This is a genomic window from Salipiger mucosus DSM 16094 (assembly GCF_000442255.1).
Taxonomy (GTDB): Bacteria; Pseudomonadota; Alphaproteobacteria; order Rhodobacterales; family Rhodobacteraceae; genus Salipiger; species Salipiger mucosus.
Map to the genome: position 1 here is coordinate 626190 of NZ_KE557274.1, position 19649 is coordinate 645838.

The following is a 19649-nucleotide window of genomic DNA, read 5'->3' on the forward strand; positions in this document are numbered from 1 at the left end:
ATGTAAAAGTAATCGGTAACCGGATGCGTCGAAGCGCCCCGTCCAAGGCTTTGACGCCGCTCGATCTCTCGCGCATGCTCGGGACATGCGCGCCGTGCCCAGAACCCGCTTCCTGACAGCTGTCATCGTGCTGGCCCTTGCCGGCGCCGGGTTCTACGCGGTGCGCACGGTTCACCACGTCATCTACTGGAGCGATCCCGCGCATCGCGATCAAGCGCCCGAGGGCTGGATGACTCTGGGATACATCGAACGCTCGCACCGCCTGCCGCCCCGGACGCTGGGCCCGGCATTGGGCTTCGAGACCGACTACAGACGCCAGCCACTGGAGGACATCGCCGAGGCGCGCGGCATCCCGCTCGAAGACCTGCTCGCGATCGTGCGCCGCGAAGTCGAGGCCCTGGAACCTTGAGCGACGAGCTGCTCGAACTTCTGTCCGACCTCGGGCTGCCGGCGCTGGTCCTGGTGATCGGGCTCGGTGCACTAGGCGTGCCGCTGATGCCGGCCTCGCTCATGGTGATGGTCTCGGGCACGCTGGTCGTCAGCGAGGAACTGGCACCTGTGGCGACCGCGCTGACCTGCCTGGTCACGGCGGTCACGGCGGACAACCTGGGCTTCCTTCTGGGCCGCGCCCTGGGCCGGCGACTGCCCGAGGGCCGCAAGGACGGCAACATGGACCTGGCGCGCCGTTACCTCGAGACGCGCGGCGGAAGCGCGGTGTTCTTCAGCCGCTGGTTGGTCGCGCCGCTGGGGCCCGCGCTGAACCTCGTGGCCGGCGCCGGAGACATGCCCTGGCGCCGTTTCCTGGGCTGGGGCCTGGCCGGCGAAACGGTCTGGGTGACCCTCTACATGGGCATGGGCGCCGCCTTCGCGCCGATGATCCCGGCGATCTCGGCCGTTTCGGGCAATATCACGGGCCTGCTGGCCTGCGTCGTCATCGCGGCGATCGCCTGGCAGATGCTGCGGCGCCGGAGACGGCGTGTGCGTGCGGCCCGAAACTGGACATCGGGCCCGGATGCGCGCTAACTGTCACGCGGCCCAGCGGAGACGACAATGCCCGGATTCCTCATTCTCAACGGTCCCAACCTCAACCTGCTCGGCCTGCGCCAGCCGGAGGTCTACGGCCACACCACATTGGCCGACGTCGAGGCCATGTGCCGCGAGCACGCCGAGCGCATCGGCGTCACCGTGGAATTCGCCCAGAGCAATTCCGAGGGCACGCTGGTCGATCACATCCACTCCTGCCGCGAACGGCTCGACGGTCTGATCCTGAACGCCGGGGCCTACACGCACACCTCGGTCGCCCTCATGGACGCCATCAGCTCTGCCGAGGTTCCGGCGATCGAGCTGCACCTGTCGAACGTCCACGCCCGCGAGGAATTCCGGCATGTCAGCTACATCGCCAAGGTCGCCGTTGGCGTGATCTGCGGCTTCGGCCCGCGCGGCTACACGCTGGCGATGGACGCCATGCAGGCCCATCTGGAGAGAGCGAGATGACACCGGAGGATCGCGACTACCTTGTTGCGCTCACCAATGCCTCGAACGTCGAGGACCTCTGGGCGATGCACGTCGAGCGCATGGCGCTGCACGGGTTCGACCGCCTGCTCTACGGTTTCACCCGCTACCGGACCGAAACCTCGCTCGGCGATCCCAACGATTTCGTCCTGCTGACCAACCACGCGGCGGAATACACCGACGTCTTCATCGGCCAGGGTCTCTACCACGAGGCGCCGATGGTCCGTTGGGCACTTGAGAACGACGGCGCCTGTTCCTGGCGTGTGCTGGGCGAGATGGTCGAACAGGGCAACCTGAGCGACGGCGAGCGCCGCGTCATCGACTTCAACCTGTCACAGGACGTGCGCGCCGGCTACTCGGTCAGCTTCCGCTCGGTGTCGAGCCGGGCCAAGGGCGCCATCGCGCTGACCGCGCGGGCCGGGACGCCGCAGACCGATGTCGACGCGCTCTGGGAGGAGCACGGCGAGGACATCGTGCTGATGAACAACATCGTGCACCTCAAGCTGCTCACCCTGCCCTACGTGCCCGGCGACCAGACCCTGACGCGCCGCCAGCGGCAGGCGCTGGAATGGGTCGGCGACGGCAAGACCATGCAGGACATCGCCGCCATCATGGGGCTGTCGCAGGCCACCGTGGAAAAGCACCTGCGCCTCGCGCGCGAGGCGCTGAACGTCGAGACGACCGCCCAGGCGGTGGCCAAGGCGGCGTTCCAGAATCAGATGTTCGTCATCGATCCGCCCTCGGCCGCGCTCGAATCAGCCGGTGCGAATCGGGCCTCGCGCTAGGTCGCACCCGCCTTTCCGGCCGCTGGATTTCGGGATGCTTTCGTGCAGATTTCAAAAATCGAAATCCGTGCGTGTAGAAACGAATTCTTAAGGAAAAATTGAACCGGTCGGGAATACCCGACTTCAACGACGCAACGTTTCTTGTCAGATTACCTGTGTTCCGTGAGTGGTGGCTTTGGCCATGGGAACCTGAGGGTCGGGCGCCTCGCGATTTCGTGGACAGCCGGGCTCTTCCGGTGAAAGCCGGAGTCGGGTCCGGGGGCGCAATTTCCGCGCTGCCGGCCCGGCACCCCCGAACCGGACCCCCGCCTCATCCCCAATGCCAATGGGGGCCGGAAAGGGAAGGAGCCGCCCCAGTGGGCGGCTCCGGCCGTTTCGGACCGGCGTGATGCCGGCCGTGAGAGGATGGTTCAGCCCTGCGCGGCCTTTGCGACCTCGGCCGCGAAATCCTCTTCTTCCTTCTCGATGCCCTCGCCGACCTGCAGGCGGACGAAGCCCGTGATGGTGGCGCCGGCCTCTTCCGCGGCCTTTTCCACGGTCAGGTCGGGGTTCACCACGAACTGCTGGCCCAGCAGGGTGATCTCGGCCAGGAACTTGCGCATGCGGCCTTCGATCATCTTCTCGATGACCTGCTCGGGCTTGCCCGACTGGCGCGCGATGTCGATCTGGATCTGGCGCTCCTTCTCGACGACCGATGCGTCGAGATCGTCGACGTTCAGCGCCTGCGGGTTCGCGGCGGCGATGTGCATCGCGACCTGGCGGCCGAAGGCCTCGTCACCGCCGGTCATGGCGACCAGCACACCGATCTGGCCCATGCCGGGCGCGGCGGCGTTGTGGATGTAGGAGGCCACGGTGCCGCCTTCGATCTTCGCCATCCGGCGCAGGGTCATGTTCTCGCCGATCTTGGCGATCTTGTCGGTGATGAGGTCGTTGACCGGCTTGCCGGCCACCTCGGCGGTTTTCAGCGCCTCGACGTCATCGACCGAGATCGCGGCTTCGGCGATGCCCGAGACCATGTCCTGAAATTCGGCGTTCTTGGCGACGAAGTCGGTCTCGGCGTTCACCTCGACGGCCACGCCGGTGCCGCCCTCGACCTTGACGGCCACGAGGCCCTCGGCCGCGGTGCGGCCCGATTTCTTGGCCGCCTTGGCCAGACCCTTGGTGCGCAGCCAGTCCACGGCGGCGTCCATGTCGCCGTCGGTTTCGGTCAGCGCCTTCTTGGCGTCCATCATGCCCGCGCCGGTCATCTCGCGGAGTTCTTTCACCTGTGCAGCAGTGATCGCCATCTCTCGGCTCCTATCGAATGGTCTTGCGGCCGGCCCTGCCCCGGGCCTGGCCGCTCATGTCATGTCAGCGTGACGCTTTCGCGACAGCGCGGTCGGGCCTCAGCCCTCGGCGTTCTGCTCGGCGGGGGCTTCGCCACCCTCGGCGACGACCTCTTCGGCGGGCGCTTCCTCGAGCGCGCCGAGGTCAACGCCGGCAGCTTCCATCTGGCCGGTCATGCCGTCCAGCGCCGCGCGGCTGACGAGGTCGCAGTAGAGCGCGATGGCGCGGGCCGCGTCGTCGTTGCCGGGGATGATGTAGTCGATGCCCTCGGGCGAGCAGTTGGTGTCGACCACGGCCACGACCGGGATGCCCAGCTTCTTGGCCTCGGCAATCGCGAGCGATTCCTTCTTCACGTCGATGACGAAGAGCATGTCGGGCAGGCCGCCCATCTCGCGGATGCCGCCGAGCGAGAGCGTCAGCTTCTCCTGCTCGCGCTCCATGTGCAGGCGCTCTTTCTTGGTGAGGCCCTCGGCGCCGGCTTCCATCTGCTCGTCGATGGCCTTGAGGCGGTTGATCGACTTCGAGACGGTCTGCCAGTTGGTCAGCGTGCCACCCAGCCAGCGGTGGTTCATGTAGTACTGGGCGCATTTCTCGGCGGCGTCGGCGACTGGAGCCGAGGCCTGGCGCTTGGTGCCGACGAAGAGGACGCGGCCGCCGCGGGCCACGATTTCGCGGATCGCGTTGAGCGCCGCGTCGAGCATCGGCACGGTCTGCGTCAGGTCGACAATGTGGATGCCGTTGCGCGCGCCATAGATGAACTCGCCCATGCGGGGGTTCCAGCGCTGCGTCTGGTGGCCGAAGTGAACGCCGGCTTCAAGCAGCTGGCGCATGGAGAACTCGGGAAGAGCCATGTCGTCTATCCTTTCCGGTTTCGTGTCCTTGGCGGGGGCTTACCCCGTGCTCGGGGCAACCGGTGGACACGCCGGGGATGTCTCCCCCGGACGGCCCGACCCCGCCTGCGGGGTTCAGTGGCGCGCGTATAGGCCCAAAGCACGCCCCGCGCAAGCCCTCGCGTGCCCCTCGCTGGACAAGTGCGCAGGGACGTGCATCAACTCGGCGTTAAACACAGGGACAAGGGAGACGAGAGACGTGGCAGACCTTCTTTCCGTAAGGGGCGTTGGCCCCGCGATGGCCCGGCAGATGCAGGAAATGGGGATCCGGGACGCCGCCGACCTCGCCGCGTGCCCGCCGGAGCGGCTGACCGCCCTGCCCCGCGTGCAGCTGCTGCGCGCCCGTATGCTGATCAACGCCGCCCGGGAGGCCGTGACCGCCGAAACCGCCTCCGTGCCGCGCACCGCCGAGACAGAGGCCGCGCCGCACCCCGGTGCGACGGGCAGCGACAAGCTCGAGGACCCCGTGGCGCCGGGCGACGCGCCCGATCTCGTGCCCCCGGCCGATCCCGACAGCCCGCTCGCGCATGAGGACCCGGCGACCGACCCGGCCTTCATCCCGCCAGCCGAGAAAGCACCGAAGGACCCCGCGAAGGCGCGGGGCAAGAAGGACAAGAAGGACAAGAAGGACAAGAAGAAAAAGAAGAAGGCCCGCAAGAAGGCGGAACGCAAGGCTGAGCGTGCCGCCGAAAAGACGTCGGCAAAGAAGAAGGCCAGGAAGACAGAAAAGAAAGCTGCCAAGAAGGCCTCGAAGACGTCCAAGAAGAAGAAAAAGAAGAAGTGATCCCGACTGCGCGGCGGGTCTTCAGAGGAAGACCCGCTCGACGAACCAGTAGCTGCCCACTGCGGCGATGGCGACCGAGGCCGGCACGGCGATGCGCGCGCGGTACCAGGGCTTGCGCCCGAACCAGTAGCCCACCGCGAGGAAGGCCACCGCGATCACGAAGAGCTGCCCCAGTTCGACGCCCACGTTGAACCCCAGCAGCGCGGGCACGAAGCCGCCCTGCGGCAGGCCGAATTCCTCGAGCACGCCGGCAAAGCCCAGCCCGTGCAGCAGCCCGAAGACGAAGACCACCGCCGGCCGCCAGGGCGACATCCCGCGCGAGACGATGTTCTCGACGGCGATGAAGACGATCGAGGCCGCGATGATCGGCTCCACGATCGAAGCCGGCAGACGGACGATGTGCAGCGCCCCCAGCGCCAGCGTCACGGTATGCGCCGCGGTGAAGGCGCTGACCTGGAAGAGCAGCGGCTTGATGTGCAGCGAGAAGAAGAAGAGCCCCAGCACGAAGAGGATGTGGTCGAGCCCCAGCGGCACGATGTGCTCGAAGCCCACGGGGATGTAGGCGCCGAAGGCCTGCCAGCCGCTCAGCTGGCCGCCACCCGCGAGCGGGATCGGCCCGCTCGACTGGCCCTCGAGATAGCCGGTGTAGGGCTCCTCGACGCCCTGCTGGCGCAGGATCAGCGTGCCGAAGGAGGCGGGCCAAGTCACCTCGACGGTCGAGGCCCCGTCGGGCAGAGCGCCCTCGAGCACCAGCCAGGTGTCGCGCGGCAGCTCGGTGTTGCCCACCGGGGCGACCTCGATCTCGGCGGCGCCCAGCGAGACCGGCGTGCCGTCGGCCTGCACGTTCATGGCCGCCAGTATCTCGGGAAGGTGGTCGCGAAGGCGCTCCGCCATGGTCTCGGGCGGCAGGGCGCGCAGCGCGTCCACATCCTCGGATCGGGCGGTGTCGTTGGTATCCTCGACGCCCTCGAGATCGGCGCCCGCCACGATCGGCTCGGCGGTGAACGAAAGCGCGATCTCGACCCGCCCCTCCCCGGTCGTCAGATCCGCAACCGCCGGGCGCACCTCGTGTGCGGACGCCGCGATGGCGGACAGGCAGAACAAGACAAGCGCGAGGACGGAACGGAACATGCGGCTCTCCCAGAGTAATTCGACGGTCAGATAGCGGCCCCCCGCGAGGGATCAAGTGCCCCTCCGCCCTTCATCTTTCTCCAAATACGCATTCGGGTCGCGGCTTGCCGCGACCCGGCCGACAGATGACGATTGCACTGCCTTGGCTGGGCGCGAGCCCCCGGGGCTCCGCCCGGAAAACCTCCGATCGCTCCACTGGAGCGATTGCCGCGCCAAAGGCGCGGTCCGGATTTTTGGCCCGGGGCTCCGCCCGTGATTTGCACAAACGCTCCCCCGGAGCGTCTGCCGGCCCTTCGGGCCGGTCAGCAAATCACCCCAAGGCATACCCCGCGCCTCGGACGGTGCGGAGGGGATCGGTGCCGCCGTGAGCGCCGAGCGCCTTGCGCAGGCGGCCGATGTGCACGTCGACGGTGCGCGTGTCGACGTAGATGTCGCGGCCCCAGACGCGGTCGAGCAGCTGCTCGCGCGACCAGACGCGGCCGGGCTTTTCCATGAAGGTCGAGAGCAGCCGGAACTCGGTCGGGCCCAGCTTCAGCTCCTGGCCGTCGCGGGTCACGCGGTGGGTTTCGGAATCGAGCACGATGTCCTCGTATTCCAGCTTGAGCCCCGCCGAGGCCGGACGCGCGCGGCGCAGCTGGGCGCGCACCCGCGCCATGAGCTCGCGCAGCGAGTAGGGTTTGACCACGTAATCGTCGGCCCCGGTCTCGAGACCGCGCACCCGGTCCACCTCTTCGGAGCGGGCCGAGAGCATGATGACCGGAACGCTGCGCGTGCCGGACCGGGTCTTGAGCTGGCGGCAGACCTCGATGCCCGAGAGGTTCGGCAGCATCCAGTCGAGCACGACGACGTCGGGATGCTCTTCCTCCATCATCACCAGCGCCTCCTCGCCGTTGCCGGCGGCGGCGACGCGAAAGCCCTCCGTCTCGAGGTTGTAGCGCAGCACCTCGCGCTGCGCGGCCTCGTCTTCCACGACCAGGACGGTCGGCTGATCGGCTGCCATCATCTCACTCCGGTTCGATATCCTGCGTCAGCGTGGCATCGGAGGAGGTACGGTCGGCCTTGATCCGCGCATCCTCGGGTTTCTCGCCGGTGGCCAGGAAGACCACCTGCTCGGCGATCGAGGTCACGTGGTCTCCCATGCGCTCGATGTTCTTGGCGATGAAGTGCAGGTGCATGCAGGAGGTGATGTTGCGCGGATCCTCGAGCATGAAGGTGAGGAACTCGCGGAAGAGCGTGTTGTAGATCTGGTCCACGTCCTCGTCGCGCTCGATCACGTCCAGCGCCAGCGCCTCGTCGCGCTTGATGTAGGCGTCGAGCGCGTCCTTGAGCATGTGCTCGACCTCGCGCGCCATGCGGCGCAGCGAGGCGGTCGAGGTGCCGATGGGCGACATCTGGCTGAGCACGGTGGTGCGCTTGGCCATGTTCTTGGAAAGGTCCCCGATCCGCTCGAGGTTGCCGGCCATGCGCATGACGGTCAGCACCACGCGCAGGTCGATGGCCGTGGGGGCGCGCATGGCGATGACGCGGGCGGCCTCCTCGTTGATGGCATCCTCCAGCGCGTCGACGGCCATGTCGCCCTTCTGGACCTGCTCGGCCAGTTCCTCGTCGCGGGTCTCCAGCGACTTGGCGGCGTCGTGGATCGCGACCTCGACCAGGCCGCCCATCTTGAGGATCTGCGCCTGGATGCCTTCCAGGTCGCGGTCGAAGCTCGAGACGATGTGCTGCTTGAGTTCGTGCTCGCTCATGTCGCTTATCCGATCCGTCCGGTGATGTAGGACTCGGTGCGCGAGTCCTCGGGGTTGGTGAAGATCTGGCTGGTATCGCCGTATTCCACGAGGTTTCCGAGGTGGAAGAACGCGGTCTTCTGGCTGACGCGGGCGGCCTGCTGCATCGAGTGCGTGACGATGATGACCGAGTACTGCCCGCGCAGCTCGTCGATGAGTTCCTCGACCTGGCCGGTGGCGATGGGGTCGAGCGCCGAGCAGGGCTCGTCCATGAGCAGCACCTCGGGCTCGGTGGCCACGGCGCGGGCGATGCACAGGCGCTGCTGCTGGCCACCGGAAAGGCCGGTGCCCGGGGCATGAAGCCGGTCCTTGACCTCGTCCCAGATCGCGCCGCGGCGCAGGGCCTTCTCGACGATATCGTCGAGGTCGGCCTTGTTCTTGGCCAGACCGTGGATCTTGGGGCCGTAGGCCACGTTGTCGTAGATCGACTTCGGGAAGGGGTTCGGCTTCTGGAAGACCATGCCCACCTTGGCGCGCAGCTGCACCGGGTCCACGCGCTTGTCGTAGATGTCCTCGCCGTCGAGACTGATCTTCCCCTCGACGCGGCAGATGTCGATGGTGTCGTTCATGCGGTTGAGGCACCGCAGGAAGGTCGACTTGCCGCAGCCCGAGGGACCGATGAAGGCGGTGACCGTCTTGTCGAGCAGGTCGACCGAGACGTCCTTGATGGCATGGGTGTCGCCATAGTAGACGTTCACGTCCTGCGCCACGATCTTGGTATTCTTGGTCTCCACGTCGGTTTTCCTCAGCGGTGCGTCATACATGGGTTCGTCCCCCCTTAGCGAGAGTGGCAGCCATCGTCACCATCTCCGTTCGAACTTGCGGCGCAGCAGGATGGCGATCACGTTCATCAGCAGCAGGAACACCAGCAGAACGATGATGCCGCCCCAGGCCTTTTCGTAGAAACTGGCGTCGGCCCGGGCCGCCCAGGTGTAGATCTGCGCGGGCATGGCCGAGTTGGCCTCGGTGAAGCCGCCGACGAAGCCGTCGGGATAGTCGCGGGCGACGAAGCCCACCATGCCGATCAGCAGCAGCGGCGCGGTCTCGCCAAGCGCCTGCGCGAGGCCGATGATCGTGCCGGTCAGGATGCCCGGCATGGCCAGCGGCAGCACGTGGTGAAAGACCGACTGCATCTTCGAGGCCCCGACCCCGAGCGCCGCGTCGCGGATCGAGGGCGGCACCGACTTCAGCGAGGCGCGCGTCGAGATGATGATCGTCGGCAGCGTCATCAGCGTCAGCACCAGGCCGCCCACCAGCGGGGCCGACTGCGGCAGGTGCATGAACTGGATGAAGACCGCGAGGCCGAGGATACCGAAGACGATCGAGGGCACCGCCGCGAGGTTCGAGATGTTCACCTCGATCAGGTCGGTGAACTTGTTCTGCGGCGCGAATTCCTCGAGGTAGATCGAGGCCGCGACGCCGATGGGTAGCGCCAGGACCAGCACCACCAGCATCATGAAGAACGAGCCCACGACCGAGACGCCGATGCCCGCGCCGCCGGGGTTGTCCACGCCCGAGTCCGAGCCGGTGAGGAAGGTCCAGTTGAAGGCCTGAGTGATCACGCCGGCATCGGCCAGTGCATCGACGAGGTCGAGGTCCGTAAGCTCCAGGAAACGGCTTTCGGTCAGGCCCTCGCGCGTCACGCGGCCATTGAAATAGCCATCCACGCGCGAGGAGGCCGGAAGCTGGAAGGTCACGGGCTGACCCAGCTGGTCCTCGTTCGCGGTGTAGAACTCGCGCAGGGTGCCGCCGACCTTGCCCAGAAGACGCTCGATCGAGCCCTCGTCGAAGGCCACCTCGACGCCCTCTTCCTCCATCGTGTCGCGCAGCTGCGCGATGAAGATGTCGGAGTAGGCCGCGGTCTTGAAGAGGGTCGACTCGGCCTCGTCGTACTGCTCCTGCGACATCGTGAACTCGACCTTGACCACGGTCTTGGTGAAGGCGGGCAGACCGGAGCTGACGATCGAGACGGCCAGCACGACCAGGAAGAACAGGCCGACGAGGATGGCTCCGATGCCGTAGCCCTTGAAGCGAGCTTCCCTGGCGTTGCGCTTGCGCGTCCGGGCGTCGATCTCGTGGATCGACCCGCGGCGGCGCGGTTCCTCCGCGCCATTCAGGCTCGCGTCGGTCATTCGTACTGCTCCCGGTATTTGCGCACGATATAGAGGGCGAGAACGTTCAGCCCCAGCGTCAGGACGAAGAGGGTCATGCCCAGGGCGAAGGCGACCAGCGCCTCGGGCGAGGAGAAGTCGGCGTCGCCGGTGAGCTGGCTGACGATCTTGGCGGTCACGGTGGTCATTGCCTCGAAGGGGTTGAGGCTGAGCTTGGCGGCGGCCCCTGCCCCGAGCACCACGATCATGGTCTCGCCGATGGCGCGGCTGGCCGCCAGCAGGATGGCACCCACGATGCCCGGCAGCGCGGCCGGCAGGATGACCTGCTTGATGGTCTCGGACTGGGTGGCGCCCAGCCCGTAGGAGCCGTCACGCATCGACTGCGGCACGGCATTGATGATGTCGTCCGACAGCGAGCTGACGAAGGGGATCAGCATGATGCCCATCACCAGGCCCGCGGTCATGACCGCGGTGCCGGCCTGCATCCAGCCCAGCCCGTCCTTGCCGAAGACGCTGAGCAGCAGCGGGCCGACGGTCAGCAGCGCGAAGAGGCCGTAGACGATGGTCGGGATGCCGGCGAGGATCTCGAGCATGGGCTTTGCCACGGAGCGCACGCGCGGGCTGGCGTATTCCGACAGGTAGATCGCCGAGAAGAGCCCGATCGGCACGGCCACGATCAGCGCCACGATGGAGATGTAGAAGGTGCCCCAGAGCAGCGGCAGAACGCCGAGTTCCGAAGACCCGCCCCGGCCCGAGAAGCTGGGCGACCAGGTGGTGCCGAAGAAGAAGTCGGCGGCCGGGTAGAGCTTGAAGAACTCGATCGTGTTGAAGATCAGCGAGAGCACGATGCCGATGGTGGTCAGGATCGCGATGGAGGCGGCGGCGATCAGCAGCGCGCGGATGCTCATCTCGACGGTGTTGCGCGCGCGGAACGCCTTGTGCGATTCCCGCAGCCCCCAGGCCAGTCCCGCCAGCGCGAGCACGAGCACCACGCCCGACATGATCGTGCGTCCGAAGACGTGCATCTCGCGGTAGTCCTGCGCGGCGCGCAGCACGGCCTGCGTGAGCTGCGAGGTCACGACCTGGCCGGCATCCTGAAGCTGCTGCGAGACCTCGGCGAAATCGGCGTCCGGGTCGGTCGCGAGGGCCTGGCTCATGCCGCCGGCGGCGACCGCGTTCTCGAGCCCCTCGGCGGTGCGGCGCACCTCGGACATCACGAGCCCCAGCGACGAGTTTTCGGGCACCGCGCCTTCGGGGATCGTGGCCGAGACGCTGCCGTCGATGACGAGCGGCTGGACGACCAGCCAGACGAGCATCACGAGCATCGAGGGGACGATCACCTTGATGGCGACGTTGTTGCCGTAATAGCCCGGCAGCGAATGCAGGTTGCGCGCGTCGCCCCCGGCGCTCTTCAGCGCCCGGCCGCGCCCGAGCACGAAGCCCGCGACGGCGATGCCCAGCACGATCAGGATGAGCCAGAGTAAAGGCATGTGTCCCCCGTTGGTCCCGTCGGACCCCGTGTGAAAAGAGAAAGCGGGACGGCAGCCTGCGCCGCCGCCCCGCCGAAGGCCTGTGGCCCGATTACATGCTTTCGCCCATGGTCACTTCGTCGGCGATCTTCTGCTGGGTCTCGGCCAGCTCGGGATCGGCAACGAGGCCGTAGTTCGAGAGCGGGCCGTCGGGGCCGGCGAGTTCGTCGGCGACGAAGAACTGCGCGTATTCCTTGAGGCCGGGGATCACGCCGATGTGCGCCTTCTTGACGTAGAAGAACAGCGGGCGCGAGACGGGGTACTCGCCCGAGGCGATGGTCTCGGTCGAGGGGGCGACACCGGACATGGTCGCGACCTTGAGGGCGTCCTGGTTGTTCTCGTAGAAGGCCAGGCCGAAGACGCCGACGCCGTTCGGGTTGGCGTCGATGCGGGCGAGCGTCTCGGTGTAGTCGCCGTCGATGTCGACCGAGTGGCCGCCGTCGGTGCGCACGTCGAGGCAGGCGTCCTCGGCGTCGTCTTCCGACATGCCGCCCTCGATCATGGCTTCCATCGCGCCGGTGTCCTCGCAGCCGGTCAGCAGGACCTGCTCTTCGAAGACTTCACGGGTGCCGTGCTTGGTGCCCGGGATGAACATCGCGATCTCGGCGTCGGGCAGATCGGAATTGAAATCGGCCCAGCTGGTGTGCGGGTTGTCGACGAGCTCGCCGTCGACCAGCACCTTGGCGCCGATGGCGTTGAAGATGTCGGAGGGCACGAAGGCGTCGAAGGCCGGGCCGTCCTGCTGGCTGGCGAAGACGATGCCGTCATAGCCGATGCGGACTTCGATGATGTCCGACACGCCGTTCTCGGCGCAGGTCTCGATTTCCGAGTCGCGGATGGCGCGCGAGGCGTTGGCGACGTCGATGGTGTTCTCGCCCACGCCTTCGCAGAAGCGCTTGAGGCCGGCCGACGAGCCGCCCGATTCCACGACGGGCGTCGGGAAGTCGGTGTTCTCGCCAAAGGCTTCGGCGACGATCGAGGCATAGGGCAGAACGGTCGACGACCCGGCGACCTGCACGTTGTCGCGCGACTGGGCGGCAACAGTGGTTGCCGATGCGGCGGCGATGGCCAGCGCGGAGGCGGCGAGTTTCATGGATGGCATGTTACGCTCCTGTCAGAGTGGTATCCGATCCCCTCCCGTCGGGGACCTTGCGGCGAGGCCTATGCCGGGCGCGCTATGGTTTTGTGACAGCTGTGTAACGCTTTTATGACGACCGCGCCGGGAGCGTGGAAAGTGCTGTCATGCGGCGATTTTTCGGCTCCGCGACCCGGCGATATCGCTGCCCGGTGGAGGCCTGAGGGCCGCTCTTGCGGGAATCAGCCCCCCCGGGGGCGGCCGCCCCGGCCGCCGCGAGCCGGCCCAGCCCCGCCTGCCCCATTCCGCGGCACCGCCCGCGCACCGGCCGTGCCTGCCGTGGGTGCGCGATTGACGCGGGCGCGGCGCGGTCCCAATGCTGGGGCATGCTTCTGCTCGAAACCCCTCAGCCCGACCGTCACACCCTCTGGGAGGACGCGCAGGGCATCCTGATCGGCGCCACGCTCGTCGCGCTGGCGATCCAGTTCCTGCGCGCGGGCGAACTCATCACCGGGCAGATCGCGGGCCTCTCGCTGGTGATCTCCTATCCCACGGGCTGGAGCTTCGGGCTGGTGTTCTTCGTGCTCAACCTGCCCTTCTACTGGCTCGCGATCCGGCAGCTGGGCTGGGTCTTCACGGTCAAGAACTTCGTCGCGGTGACGCTGATGTCGACGCTGGCCGAGACCATGCCCTACGTGCTGACCGTCGACGTGCCGCCCTCGCTGGCGGCGCCGCTCTTCGGGGTCGTGGGCGGCGTCGGGCTGCTCTCGCTCTTCCGGCACGGGGCGACGCTGGGGGGCATGGGGATCGTCGCGCTCTGGCTGCAGGACACGCGCGGGATCAAGGCCGGCAACACGCAGCTTGCGTTCGATCTCTGCGTCTTCGCGCTGGCGCTGATGCTCTTCGACTGGGTAACCGTGATCTGGTCGCTGCTGGGGGCGGTGATCCTGAACATCATCATCACCATCAACCACCGGCGGGACCGCTACATCGCCAAGTGAGCGCGGCGGCGCGGGCGATGTCCGAGGGCTCTGCCCTCTTGCGCCCTGCGGGCGCAATTCACCCGGGATATTTGCAGCCAGAAGATGCCACGCGGCACTGGCCGGACCTTGATGCGGGCGCCGCCCCGGGGATGGTCGGGGCGGCGCGGGGCCTCAGAGCGAGGCCTGGTAGATCTTGTCGATGCTGCTGCCCAGCAGAGCGTTGAACTCTTCGTCGGACTGCTTCTTCGACAGGCCCTCGGCCAGCGCGCGGCTGAAGGAGGCGATCATCTTGTGGTTCTTCGAGAGCCGCTCGCAGGCCTCGTCGGTCGAGTAGCCGCCCGAGAGCGCGACCACGCGCACGACGCGCGGATGATCGGCCAGACCGTCGTAGAGGCCGGGGGTCGAGGGGATCGTGAGCTTGATCATGATGTCCTCACCCTCGGCCAGGGTGTCGAGCTGGACCCGGAGGGCCTCCTCGAGCATCTTCTCGGCCTCGTCCTTGGACTCGGAGTGGATGCTCACCTCGGGCTCGAGGATCGGGACCATTCCGGCGGCGATGACCTTGCGGCCCACCTCGAACTGCTGCGCGACGATCTGCTTGATGCCCTCGGCGTCGGCCTCGTGGATGACCGAGCGCTCCTTGGTGCCGAAGATGCCGAAGTCCTGCGCGGCCTCGTCGAGCAGCGCCTCGAGACCCGGCATGGGCTTCATCATCTGCACGCCACTGGCCTGCTCCTCGAGGCCCTTGTCGATCTTGAGGAAGGGCACCACGCCGCGCTTTTCCCACAGGTACTGCGCGGTGGGGATGCCCTCGATCTCGCCGCGCATGGTGCGCTCGAAGAGGATGGCGCCGAGGACCTTGTCGGAGGTGAAATCCGGTGCGGTGATGATGCGCGTGCGCATCTTGTGGATCTCGCCGAACATCTCCTCTTCGCCGTTGTACTCGTCTTCCTCCACGCCGTACTGGCGCAGCGCCTTCGGCGTAGAGCCGCCCGACTGGTCGAGCGCGGCGATGAAGCCCTTGCCCCCGGCCATCTGCTCTTTCTGCTTCTCGAAAACCGCCTTGTCCTGGGCCATGTTGATCCCTCTTACCGCAGGTTGATTGCTGTCGGTCATGGCCTAGCGCATCGCGGCGGGCTTGGGTAGAGACGCCGCGTCCGTTTATCGCTAACGCACCCGCTAACGGCGCTCGACGCGCAGGCGAATGCCGTCGCGGGCGCGCACGGTCAGGAAGGCCACCGGCTCCGGCGTGTCGCCGGAGACGGTGGAGAGGCGCAAATCGCGCAGGATGAGCGCGAGCATCAGAACGCCCTCGGCCATGGCGAAGCTCGCGCCGGTGCAGACGCGCGGCCCGGCCGAGAAGGGCATGTAGGCCTCGCGCCCGCAGCGGCGGCCGGCCTCGGTCTGCCAGCGGGCGGGGTCGAAGGCGTCGGGGTTTTCCCACAGGCGTTCGTGGCGGTGCTGGTGCCAGGGGCTGAGCACGACCTGCGATCCGCGCCGCAGAACGCGGTCGCGGAAGCGCTCGGGGCGCGTGGTTTCGCGCACCATCATGGGCACCGGCGGGTAGAGGCGCAGCGTCTCGCGGAAGACGTCGCGGGTGAGCTTCAGCGTCGACAGGTCTGAGACGTCGGGCGCCGGGCCCAGGTCCTGCGCCTCGCGCGCAAGGCGCTCCTGCCACTCGGGGTGCGCGGCCAGCAGCCAGAGCGCCCAGGCCAGCGCGGAGGCGCTGGTCTCGTGCCCCGCGAGAAAGAAGATCGCCACCTGGTCGACCATCTCGGATGTGGTGAAGGTCTCGCCGGTCTGCGGGTCGCGGGTGGTCATGATCTTGGTCGCGAGGTCGTCGGGCGCGGTGCCCGCGGCGATCTCGGCCATGCGCGCCTCGGTCAGGCGGGTGATGAGCGCGCGGATGCGGCGGGCGGTCGCCCGCGTCTCGCGGCGGTGCAGCCGGGGCATCCAGCGCGGCAGCGGCAGGAAGGCCGCGAGGTTCAGGATCGGCTGGCTGCGCTGGTAGGCGCGGAACTCGCGGAAGACCTCCTGCGCGAGGGCATCCTCGATCGGCAGGGAAAAGAGCGTGCGGAAGATCACGTCGGCGGCGGCGTGGCTGGTCTCTTCCTCGATCTCGACCGTCTCGCCCGCGCGGGCCATCAGCCTGGCCCGCGCCGCCCGGGCCGCGTCGCGCATGGCCGGGAAGGTCTCGCGCAGGCGGCCACCCTCGAAGGCGGGGTCGATGATGCGGCGCTGGCGCTGCCACTGCGCGCCGTTGGTCAGGAAGACCGAGTCGCCCAGGAGCGGGCGCAGCCCCTCGCCCACGCGCTCCGACTTGGGGAAGTCCAGCGGACGCTCCTTGAGCACGGTGCGCACGAGGTCGGGCTGGTTCACGAGGTAGCTGCGGAAGAAGGGCGTGCGGAACTCGGCCATCCAGGCGCGGTAGAGCCGCGCGGGCTGGGCCGAGAGGATGTCGGCGCGGAAGAGCCGCAGGTGGCGCCAGAGCGACACGCGGTCGGGGCGCGATTTCGGCTTTGGCGGGATCATGCGGCGGTCGAGGTGAATTTCGACACCGGCACGTCGATGCGGCTCTTCGACGGCGGCCGGTGGGCATAGCGCGTGGCGAGGGTGATCGGCCCCGCCGTGATGCGGAAATAGTCGTAGTCGCCGGGGCGGTCGAAGGCGCAGAGATACTGGAAGTGCAGCCGGAAGAAGCGCCAGCGCATCTGTTTCCAGCGTTCCGGGCTGAGCGTCTTCGTGAACTGGGCGGAGAAGACCAGCGGCCAGCGCTTGTCCTTTGGCGCGACGCCCGAGACGGCGACCGGGTCGCAGAGGGCGAAGGCGCAGCCGTCGCCGGGGGCGGTGACATCGACCCAGGTGAGGTCCTCGCGCGTGCTGAGAAAGGCGAGGTCGGCGCGCAGGCGATGCGCGTCGCGCAGGAAGGAGACCATGGGGACGACCTGCCCGAGGCTGAGGAAGGACAGGCGCGGGCCATTGGCGGGGACACGGCCGGCGCGGTGGAGATCGGCGAGGATGGAGACCGCGAGATGCGCGCCCGAACTGTGGCCGACGACGAGCACCTCGTCGACGGGGTCGGTCAGCGCGGCGGCGATGGTCTCGCCGAACTCGGCCATCCGGCGTTCCAGCGCGGGCGGATTGGCACCGCGGTGCTGCGCGGAATAGGCGTAATCGTGCATGAGGTAGTAGGCGAAGAGCTTGCCGTCGCGCGCCTTGAACCCGCGCAGGAGCATGTAGCCCGCCGTGAGGCCGGCCACCCCTGACGGCAGCGCGATGGCGCCCGATGCGGCGGTGCCGCCGAGGCCCGCGAGGTCCAGTACGCCGAGAAGCAGGGTGCCAAGACCCGCCGCCACGGCCCAGGCCAGCAGAAGTGCCGCGAGAAGCTGCGCCAGCAGCATGCCCACCGGGTAGAGCGCGGCAATGACCGGGCCCTTGCGCAGCCGCATGAGGCGGCGCAGCGCACCGGTGGCGGTGTATTCCCAGGCCGTGCGGACGAGCTGCAGATAGGTCGCGGGGATCGTGGTGGACATGCTGTCGCGCACGATGTCGGACCAGACCAGCACCTCGACGTCGGCCGCGACCTGCGCCTCCTCGATGCAGGCTGTGACGTGCCAGCCGTAGGCGCCGCCGCCGGTCTTGGGCGCGAGCGCGATCTCGTAGCCCGAGATGGCGACCTGCGCCGCACCCTCCTTCCGGTAGAGCTCGCGGTAGCGGCGGGGGTGGATCGGGTCGTAGCCGGGGATGTAGAACACCCGCCTGCGCCGCACCTCCTGCCCTGTCTCACCCATGGCGCCTGCCCTCTTGCCTGCCATCGTCCTAGCATGGCTTGTGGGCGGGAATTTGACCACAAGTGGGCGCCCTGCCCCGGCGGTCAGCCCTCGGCGGTCTCGGCCTTCTCGGCCAGCGCGAGCCATTCCTCCTCGGAGTCCGAGAGCTTTTCGTGGCGCGCGGTCAGTGCCTCGGTCGCCTTCTGGAACTTGACCGGCTCGCGGGTGAAGAGCTCGGGGTCGGCCAGCAACTCCTCGAGCTTGGCGATCTCGGCCTCGAGCCGCTCGATCTCCTTCGGCAGCTCCTCAAGGCGGTGCTTTTCCTTGAAGCTCATCTTGCCCTGGTCGGACTTCGGCTTGGCCGCGCCGCCCTTGGCAGCGCCGCCCGAGGAGCGGCCCTCCTTCCCGGGCTTGCCGGTCTCGGGCTCGCCGAGCCGTTCGGCGCGCTGGGCGCGGTAGTCGGACCAGCCGCCGGCATAGACCACGGCGCGGCCGTCGCCCTCCATCGCCACGGTGGTCGTCGCCACGCGGTCGAGGAAGTCGCGGTCGTGGCTGACCAGCAGCACGGTGCCCGCGTAGTCGCCCAGCAGGTCCTGCAGCAGGTCCAGTGTCTCGACGTCGAGATCGTTGGTCGGCTCGTCCAGCACCAGCAGGTTGGATTCGTGCGCCATGATCTTGGCCAGCAGCAGCCGCGCCTTCTCGCCGCCAGAGAGCGAGCGCACGGGCGCCCGCGCCTGCCGTTCGTCGAAGAGAAAGTCCTTGAGGTAGCCCACGACGTGCCGCGGCTCGCCGCGCACCAGCACCTGGTCGGCCTTGCCCGAGACGCGCATCTCCTTGTCGCCGGTCAGGCTTTCCCAGAGCGACATGTCGCCGTCGAGCCGCGCGCGCGACTGGTCGAAGACCGCGATCTCGAGGTTGGTGCCCAGCTTGACCTGGCCCGAGTCCGGATCGGTCTGGCCGGTCAGCATGTTGATGAGCGTCGTCTTGCCGGTGCCGTTGGGCCCGACAAAGGCCACGCGGTCTCCGCGCTGCACGGTGATCGAGAAATCGGTCACGATGCGCTTGTCGTCGAAGGCCTTGGCGAGATGCTCGGCCTCGATCACCTTCTTGCCCGACTGCGTGCCCGAGGAAAGCTCCATCGCCGCCGTGCCTTGCCGGCGGATCTGGCCCGCGCGCTCCTCGCGCAGCGCCTTGAGCGCGCGCAGACGGCCCTGGTTGCGAGTGCGCCGGGCGCTGATGCCCTCGACGGCCCACTTGGCCTCGGCCTTGATCTTGCGGTCGAGCTTGTGACGTGCCTCGTCCTCTTCCTGCCAGACCTTGTCGCGCCAGTCCTCGAAGCCGGCGAAGCCGTGCTCTCGCCGGCGCACCGCGCCGCGGTCGATCCAGAGCGTCGCGCGGGTGAGGTTCTCGAGGAACCGCCGGTCGTGCGAGATCAGCACGAAGGCCTTGCGCGTCTGCTTGAGCTGCTCCTCGAGCCAGCCGATGGCGGTGATGTCGAGGTGGTTCGTCGGCTCGTCGAGCAGCATGACCTCGGGGTCCTCGGCCATGAGGCGGGCCAGCGCCGCGCGCCGCCGCTCGCCGCCCGATGCGGTCGAGACGGGGCGGTCGGGATCGAAGCCCAGCCCCTCGCCCGCGGCCTCGACCTTGTACATCTCGGCCGGGCCGAGGTTCGCGGCGGCGAATTCGCCCAGCGTGTCGTAGCCCGAGAGGTCCGGCTCCTGTTCCATGTAGCCGACGCTGGTGCCCGCCGGCACGACGCGCGTTCCGGTGTCGGGCTCGACGAGGCCCGCCATGACCTTCAGTAGCGTGGACTTGCCCGAGCCGTTGCGGCCCACCAGCGCGACGCGGTCGCCGGGCTGAACGTTGAGCGAGAGGTCGGAGAAGACGGGTTCGCCCCCGAAGGTGAGCGAGACGTCGGAGAGTTGCAGAAGCGGTGCCTGAGCCATGCGCGATGCGCTATGGCCGCAGG

General features: G+C 68.0%; 19 protein-coding genes. 6 read left to right on the top strand and 13 right to left on the bottom strand.

Features of this window, described 5'->3' with window-relative positions:
* Positions 1–94: 94 nt before the first annotated feature.
* From SALMUC_RS09015 to SALMUC_RS09030, 4 genes are read left to right on the top strand one after another with little or no spacing between them, the layout of a single operon-like run.
* Entirely contained in the window at positions 95–409 is a 315-nt protein-coding gene (locus SALMUC_RS09015; protein ID WP_156883449.1) for a hypothetical protein, read from the top strand.
* On the top strand, positions 406–1023 hold the full coding sequence (locus SALMUC_RS09020; protein ID WP_020040292.1) for a DedA family protein: 618 nt from the start codon (positions 406–408) through the stop codon (positions 1021–1023). The genes SALMUC_RS09015 and SALMUC_RS09020 overlap by 4 nt, the downstream gene beginning before the upstream one ends.
* A 27-nt stretch (positions 1024–1050) precedes the next feature.
* Positions 1051–1494 (top strand): type II 3-dehydroquinate dehydratase, encoded by a 444-nt coding sequence (gene aroQ / locus SALMUC_RS09025; RefSeq protein WP_020040293.1) that lies wholly within the window; start codon positions 1051–1053, stop codon positions 1492–1494.
* The gene (locus SALMUC_RS09030; protein WP_020040294.1) at positions 1491–2297 is read left to right on the top strand and encodes a LuxR family transcriptional regulator; all 807 of its coding nucleotides are present in this window, start codon (positions 1491–1493) and stop codon (positions 2295–2297) included. Before aroQ ends, SALMUC_RS09030 begins: the two co-directional genes overlap by 4 nt.
* Before the next feature lie 410 nt (positions 2298–2707).
* On the opposite strand, the gene tsf is transcribed toward SALMUC_RS09030, so the two are convergent.
* Entirely contained in the window at positions 2708–3583 is an 876-nt protein-coding gene (tsf, locus tag SALMUC_RS09035; RefSeq protein ID WP_020040295.1) for a translation elongation factor Ts, read from the bottom strand.
* Positions 3584–3682: 99 nt separating this feature from the next.
* Entirely contained in the window at positions 3683–4474 is a 792-nt protein-coding gene (gene rpsB, locus SALMUC_RS09040; RefSeq protein WP_020040296.1) for a 30S ribosomal protein S2, read from the bottom strand.
* A gap of 46 nt (positions 4475–4520) precedes the next feature.
* Between rpsB and SALMUC_RS29700 the strand changes: the two genes are divergently transcribed.
* A complete protein-coding gene (locus SALMUC_RS29700) occupies positions 4521–5297 on the top strand; it encodes a helix-hairpin-helix domain-containing protein (RefSeq protein ID WP_198014552.1) in 777 nt (258 codons plus the stop codon).
* 21 nt (positions 5298–5318) lie between these two features.
* Here SALMUC_RS29700 and SALMUC_RS09050 read toward each other — a convergent pair whose 3' ends face one another.
* The 7 genes from SALMUC_RS09050 to SALMUC_RS09080 form a co-directional block, all read right to left on the bottom strand.
* Positions 5319–6428, bottom strand: coding sequence for a HupE/UreJ family protein (locus SALMUC_RS09050; protein WP_020040298.1), 1110 nt, complete (start codon positions 6426–6428; stop codon positions 5319–5321).
* A 310-nt stretch (positions 6429–6738) separates the two neighbouring features.
* Positions 6739–7428 carry a phosphate regulon transcriptional regulator PhoB gene (phoB, locus tag SALMUC_RS09055; protein WP_037371631.1) on the bottom strand — a complete coding sequence of 230 codons (690 nt, stop codon included), beginning with the start codon at positions 7426–7428 and terminating at the stop codon, positions 6739–6741.
* Positions 7429–7432: 4 nt separating this feature from the next.
* Positions 7433–8173, bottom strand: a complete 741-nt coding sequence (phoU, locus tag SALMUC_RS09060) for a phosphate signaling complex protein PhoU (protein WP_020040300.1) — start codon at positions 8171–8173, stop codon at positions 7433–7435.
* Between the two features lie 5 nt (positions 8174–8178).
* On the bottom strand, positions 8179–8976 hold the full coding sequence (gene pstB / locus SALMUC_RS09065) for a phosphate ABC transporter ATP-binding protein PstB (RefSeq protein ID WP_020040301.1): 798 nt from the start codon (positions 8974–8976) through the stop codon (positions 8179–8181).
* Between the two features lie 36 nt (positions 8977–9012).
* Complete coding sequence (pstA, locus tag SALMUC_RS09070; RefSeq protein ID WP_020040302.1) at positions 9013–10344, bottom strand: phosphate ABC transporter permease PstA; 1332 nt, start codon at positions 10342–10344, stop codon at positions 9013–9015.
* Positions 10341–11813 carry a phosphate ABC transporter permease subunit PstC gene (gene pstC, locus SALMUC_RS09075; RefSeq protein ID WP_020040303.1) on the bottom strand — a complete coding sequence of 491 codons (1473 nt, stop codon included), beginning with the start codon at positions 11811–11813 and terminating at the stop codon, positions 10341–10343. Before pstC ends, pstA begins: the two co-directional genes overlap by 4 nt.
* A gap of 91 nt (positions 11814–11904) precedes the next feature.
* Positions 11905–12954, bottom strand: coding sequence for a substrate-binding domain-containing protein (locus tag SALMUC_RS09080; RefSeq protein ID WP_021120138.1), 1050 nt, complete (start codon positions 12952–12954; stop codon positions 11905–11907).
* Between the two features lie 359 nt (positions 12955–13313).
* Here SALMUC_RS09080 and SALMUC_RS09085 point away from each other — a divergent pair, with 359 nt between their 5' ends.
* Positions 13314–13928 carry a YitT family protein gene (locus SALMUC_RS09085; protein WP_020040305.1) on the top strand — a complete coding sequence of 205 codons (615 nt, stop codon included), beginning with the start codon at positions 13314–13316 and terminating at the stop codon, positions 13926–13928.
* Between the two features lie 153 nt (positions 13929–14081).
* Here SALMUC_RS09085 and SALMUC_RS09090 read toward each other — a convergent pair whose 3' ends face one another.
* The 4 genes from SALMUC_RS09090 to SALMUC_RS09105 all read right to left on the bottom strand — a co-directional run bounded on the left by SALMUC_RS09090 (position 14082) and on the right by SALMUC_RS09105 (position 19626).
* The gene (locus SALMUC_RS09090; protein ID WP_020040306.1) at positions 14082–14987 is read right to left on the bottom strand and encodes a fructose bisphosphate aldolase; all 906 of its coding nucleotides are present in this window, start codon (positions 14985–14987) and stop codon (positions 14082–14084) included.
* 102 nt (positions 14988–15089) lie between these two features.
* Complete coding sequence (locus SALMUC_RS09095) at positions 15090–16442, bottom strand: cytochrome P450 (RefSeq protein WP_020040307.1); 1353 nt, start codon at positions 16440–16442, stop codon at positions 15090–15092.
* Complete coding sequence (locus SALMUC_RS09100; protein ID WP_021120140.1) at positions 16439–17701, bottom strand: hypothetical protein; 1263 nt, start codon at positions 17699–17701, stop codon at positions 16439–16441. Before SALMUC_RS09100 ends, SALMUC_RS09095 begins: the two co-directional genes overlap by 4 nt.
* 83 nt (positions 17702–17784) lie before the next feature.
* Entirely contained in the window at positions 17785–19626 is a 1842-nt protein-coding gene (locus SALMUC_RS09105) for an ABC-F family ATP-binding cassette domain-containing protein (protein ID WP_020040309.1), read from the bottom strand.
* Between the last annotated feature and the right edge of the window lie 23 nt (positions 19627–19649).

What these genes read in the sequence shown, in the direction of transcription:
- SALMUC_RS09080 (WP_021120138.1), bottom strand. Translation starts at nt 12,954, where the DNA reads ATGCCATCCATGAAACTCGCCGCCTCCGCGCTGGCCATCGCCGCCGCA.
- rpsB (WP_020040296.1), bottom strand. Translation starts at nt 4,474, where the DNA reads ATGGCTCTTCCCGAGTTCTCCATGCGCCAGCTGCTTGAAGCCGGCGTT.
- tsf (WP_020040295.1), bottom strand. Translation starts at nt 3,583, where the DNA reads ATGGCGATCACTGCTGCACAGGTGAAAGAACTCCGCGAGATGACCGGC.
- pstA (WP_020040302.1), bottom strand. Translation starts at nt 10,344, where the DNA reads ATGACCGACGCGAGCCTGAATGGCGCGGAGGAACCGCGCCGCCGCGGG.
- SALMUC_RS09100 (WP_021120140.1), bottom strand. Translation starts at nt 17,701, where the DNA reads ATGGGTGAGACAGGGCAGGAGGTGCGGCGCAGGCGGGTGTTCTACATC.
- SALMUC_RS09090 (WP_020040306.1), bottom strand. Translation starts at nt 14,987, where the DNA reads ATGGCCCAGGACAAGGCGGTTTTCGAGAAGCAGAAAGAGCAGATGGCC.
- SALMUC_RS09030 (WP_020040294.1), top strand. Translation starts at nt 1,491, where the DNA reads ATGACACCGGAGGATCGCGACTACCTTGTTGCGCTCACCAATGCCTCG.
- pstC (WP_020040303.1), bottom strand. Translation starts at nt 11,813, where the DNA reads ATGCCTTTACTCTGGCTCATCCTGATCGTGCTGGGCATCGCCGTCGCG.
- SALMUC_RS09105 (WP_020040309.1), bottom strand. Translation starts at nt 19,626, where the DNA reads ATGGCTCAGGCACCGCTTCTGCAACTCTCCGACGTCTCGCTCACCTTC.
- SALMUC_RS09050 (WP_020040298.1), bottom strand. Translation starts at nt 6,428, where the DNA reads ATGTTCCGTTCCGTCCTCGCGCTTGTCTTGTTCTGCCTGTCCGCCATC.
- aroQ (WP_020040293.1), top strand. Translation starts at nt 1,051, where the DNA reads ATGCCCGGATTCCTCATTCTCAACGGTCCCAACCTCAACCTGCTCGGC.
- SALMUC_RS09085 (WP_020040305.1), top strand. Translation starts at nt 13,314, where the DNA reads ATGCTTCTGCTCGAAACCCCTCAGCCCGACCGTCACACCCTCTGGGAG.
- pstB (WP_020040301.1), bottom strand. Translation starts at nt 8,976, where the DNA reads ATGTATGACGCACCGCTGAGGAAAACCGACGTGGAGACCAAGAATACC.
- SALMUC_RS09095 (WP_020040307.1), bottom strand. Translation starts at nt 16,442, where the DNA reads ATGATCCCGCCAAAGCCGAAATCGCGCCCCGACCGCGTGTCGCTCTGG.
- phoU (WP_020040300.1), bottom strand. Translation starts at nt 8,173, where the DNA reads ATGAGCGAGCACGAACTCAAGCAGCACATCGTCTCGAGCTTCGACCGC.
- phoB (WP_037371631.1), bottom strand. Translation starts at nt 7,428, where the DNA reads ATGGCAGCCGATCAGCCGACCGTCCTGGTCGTGGAAGACGAGGCCGCG.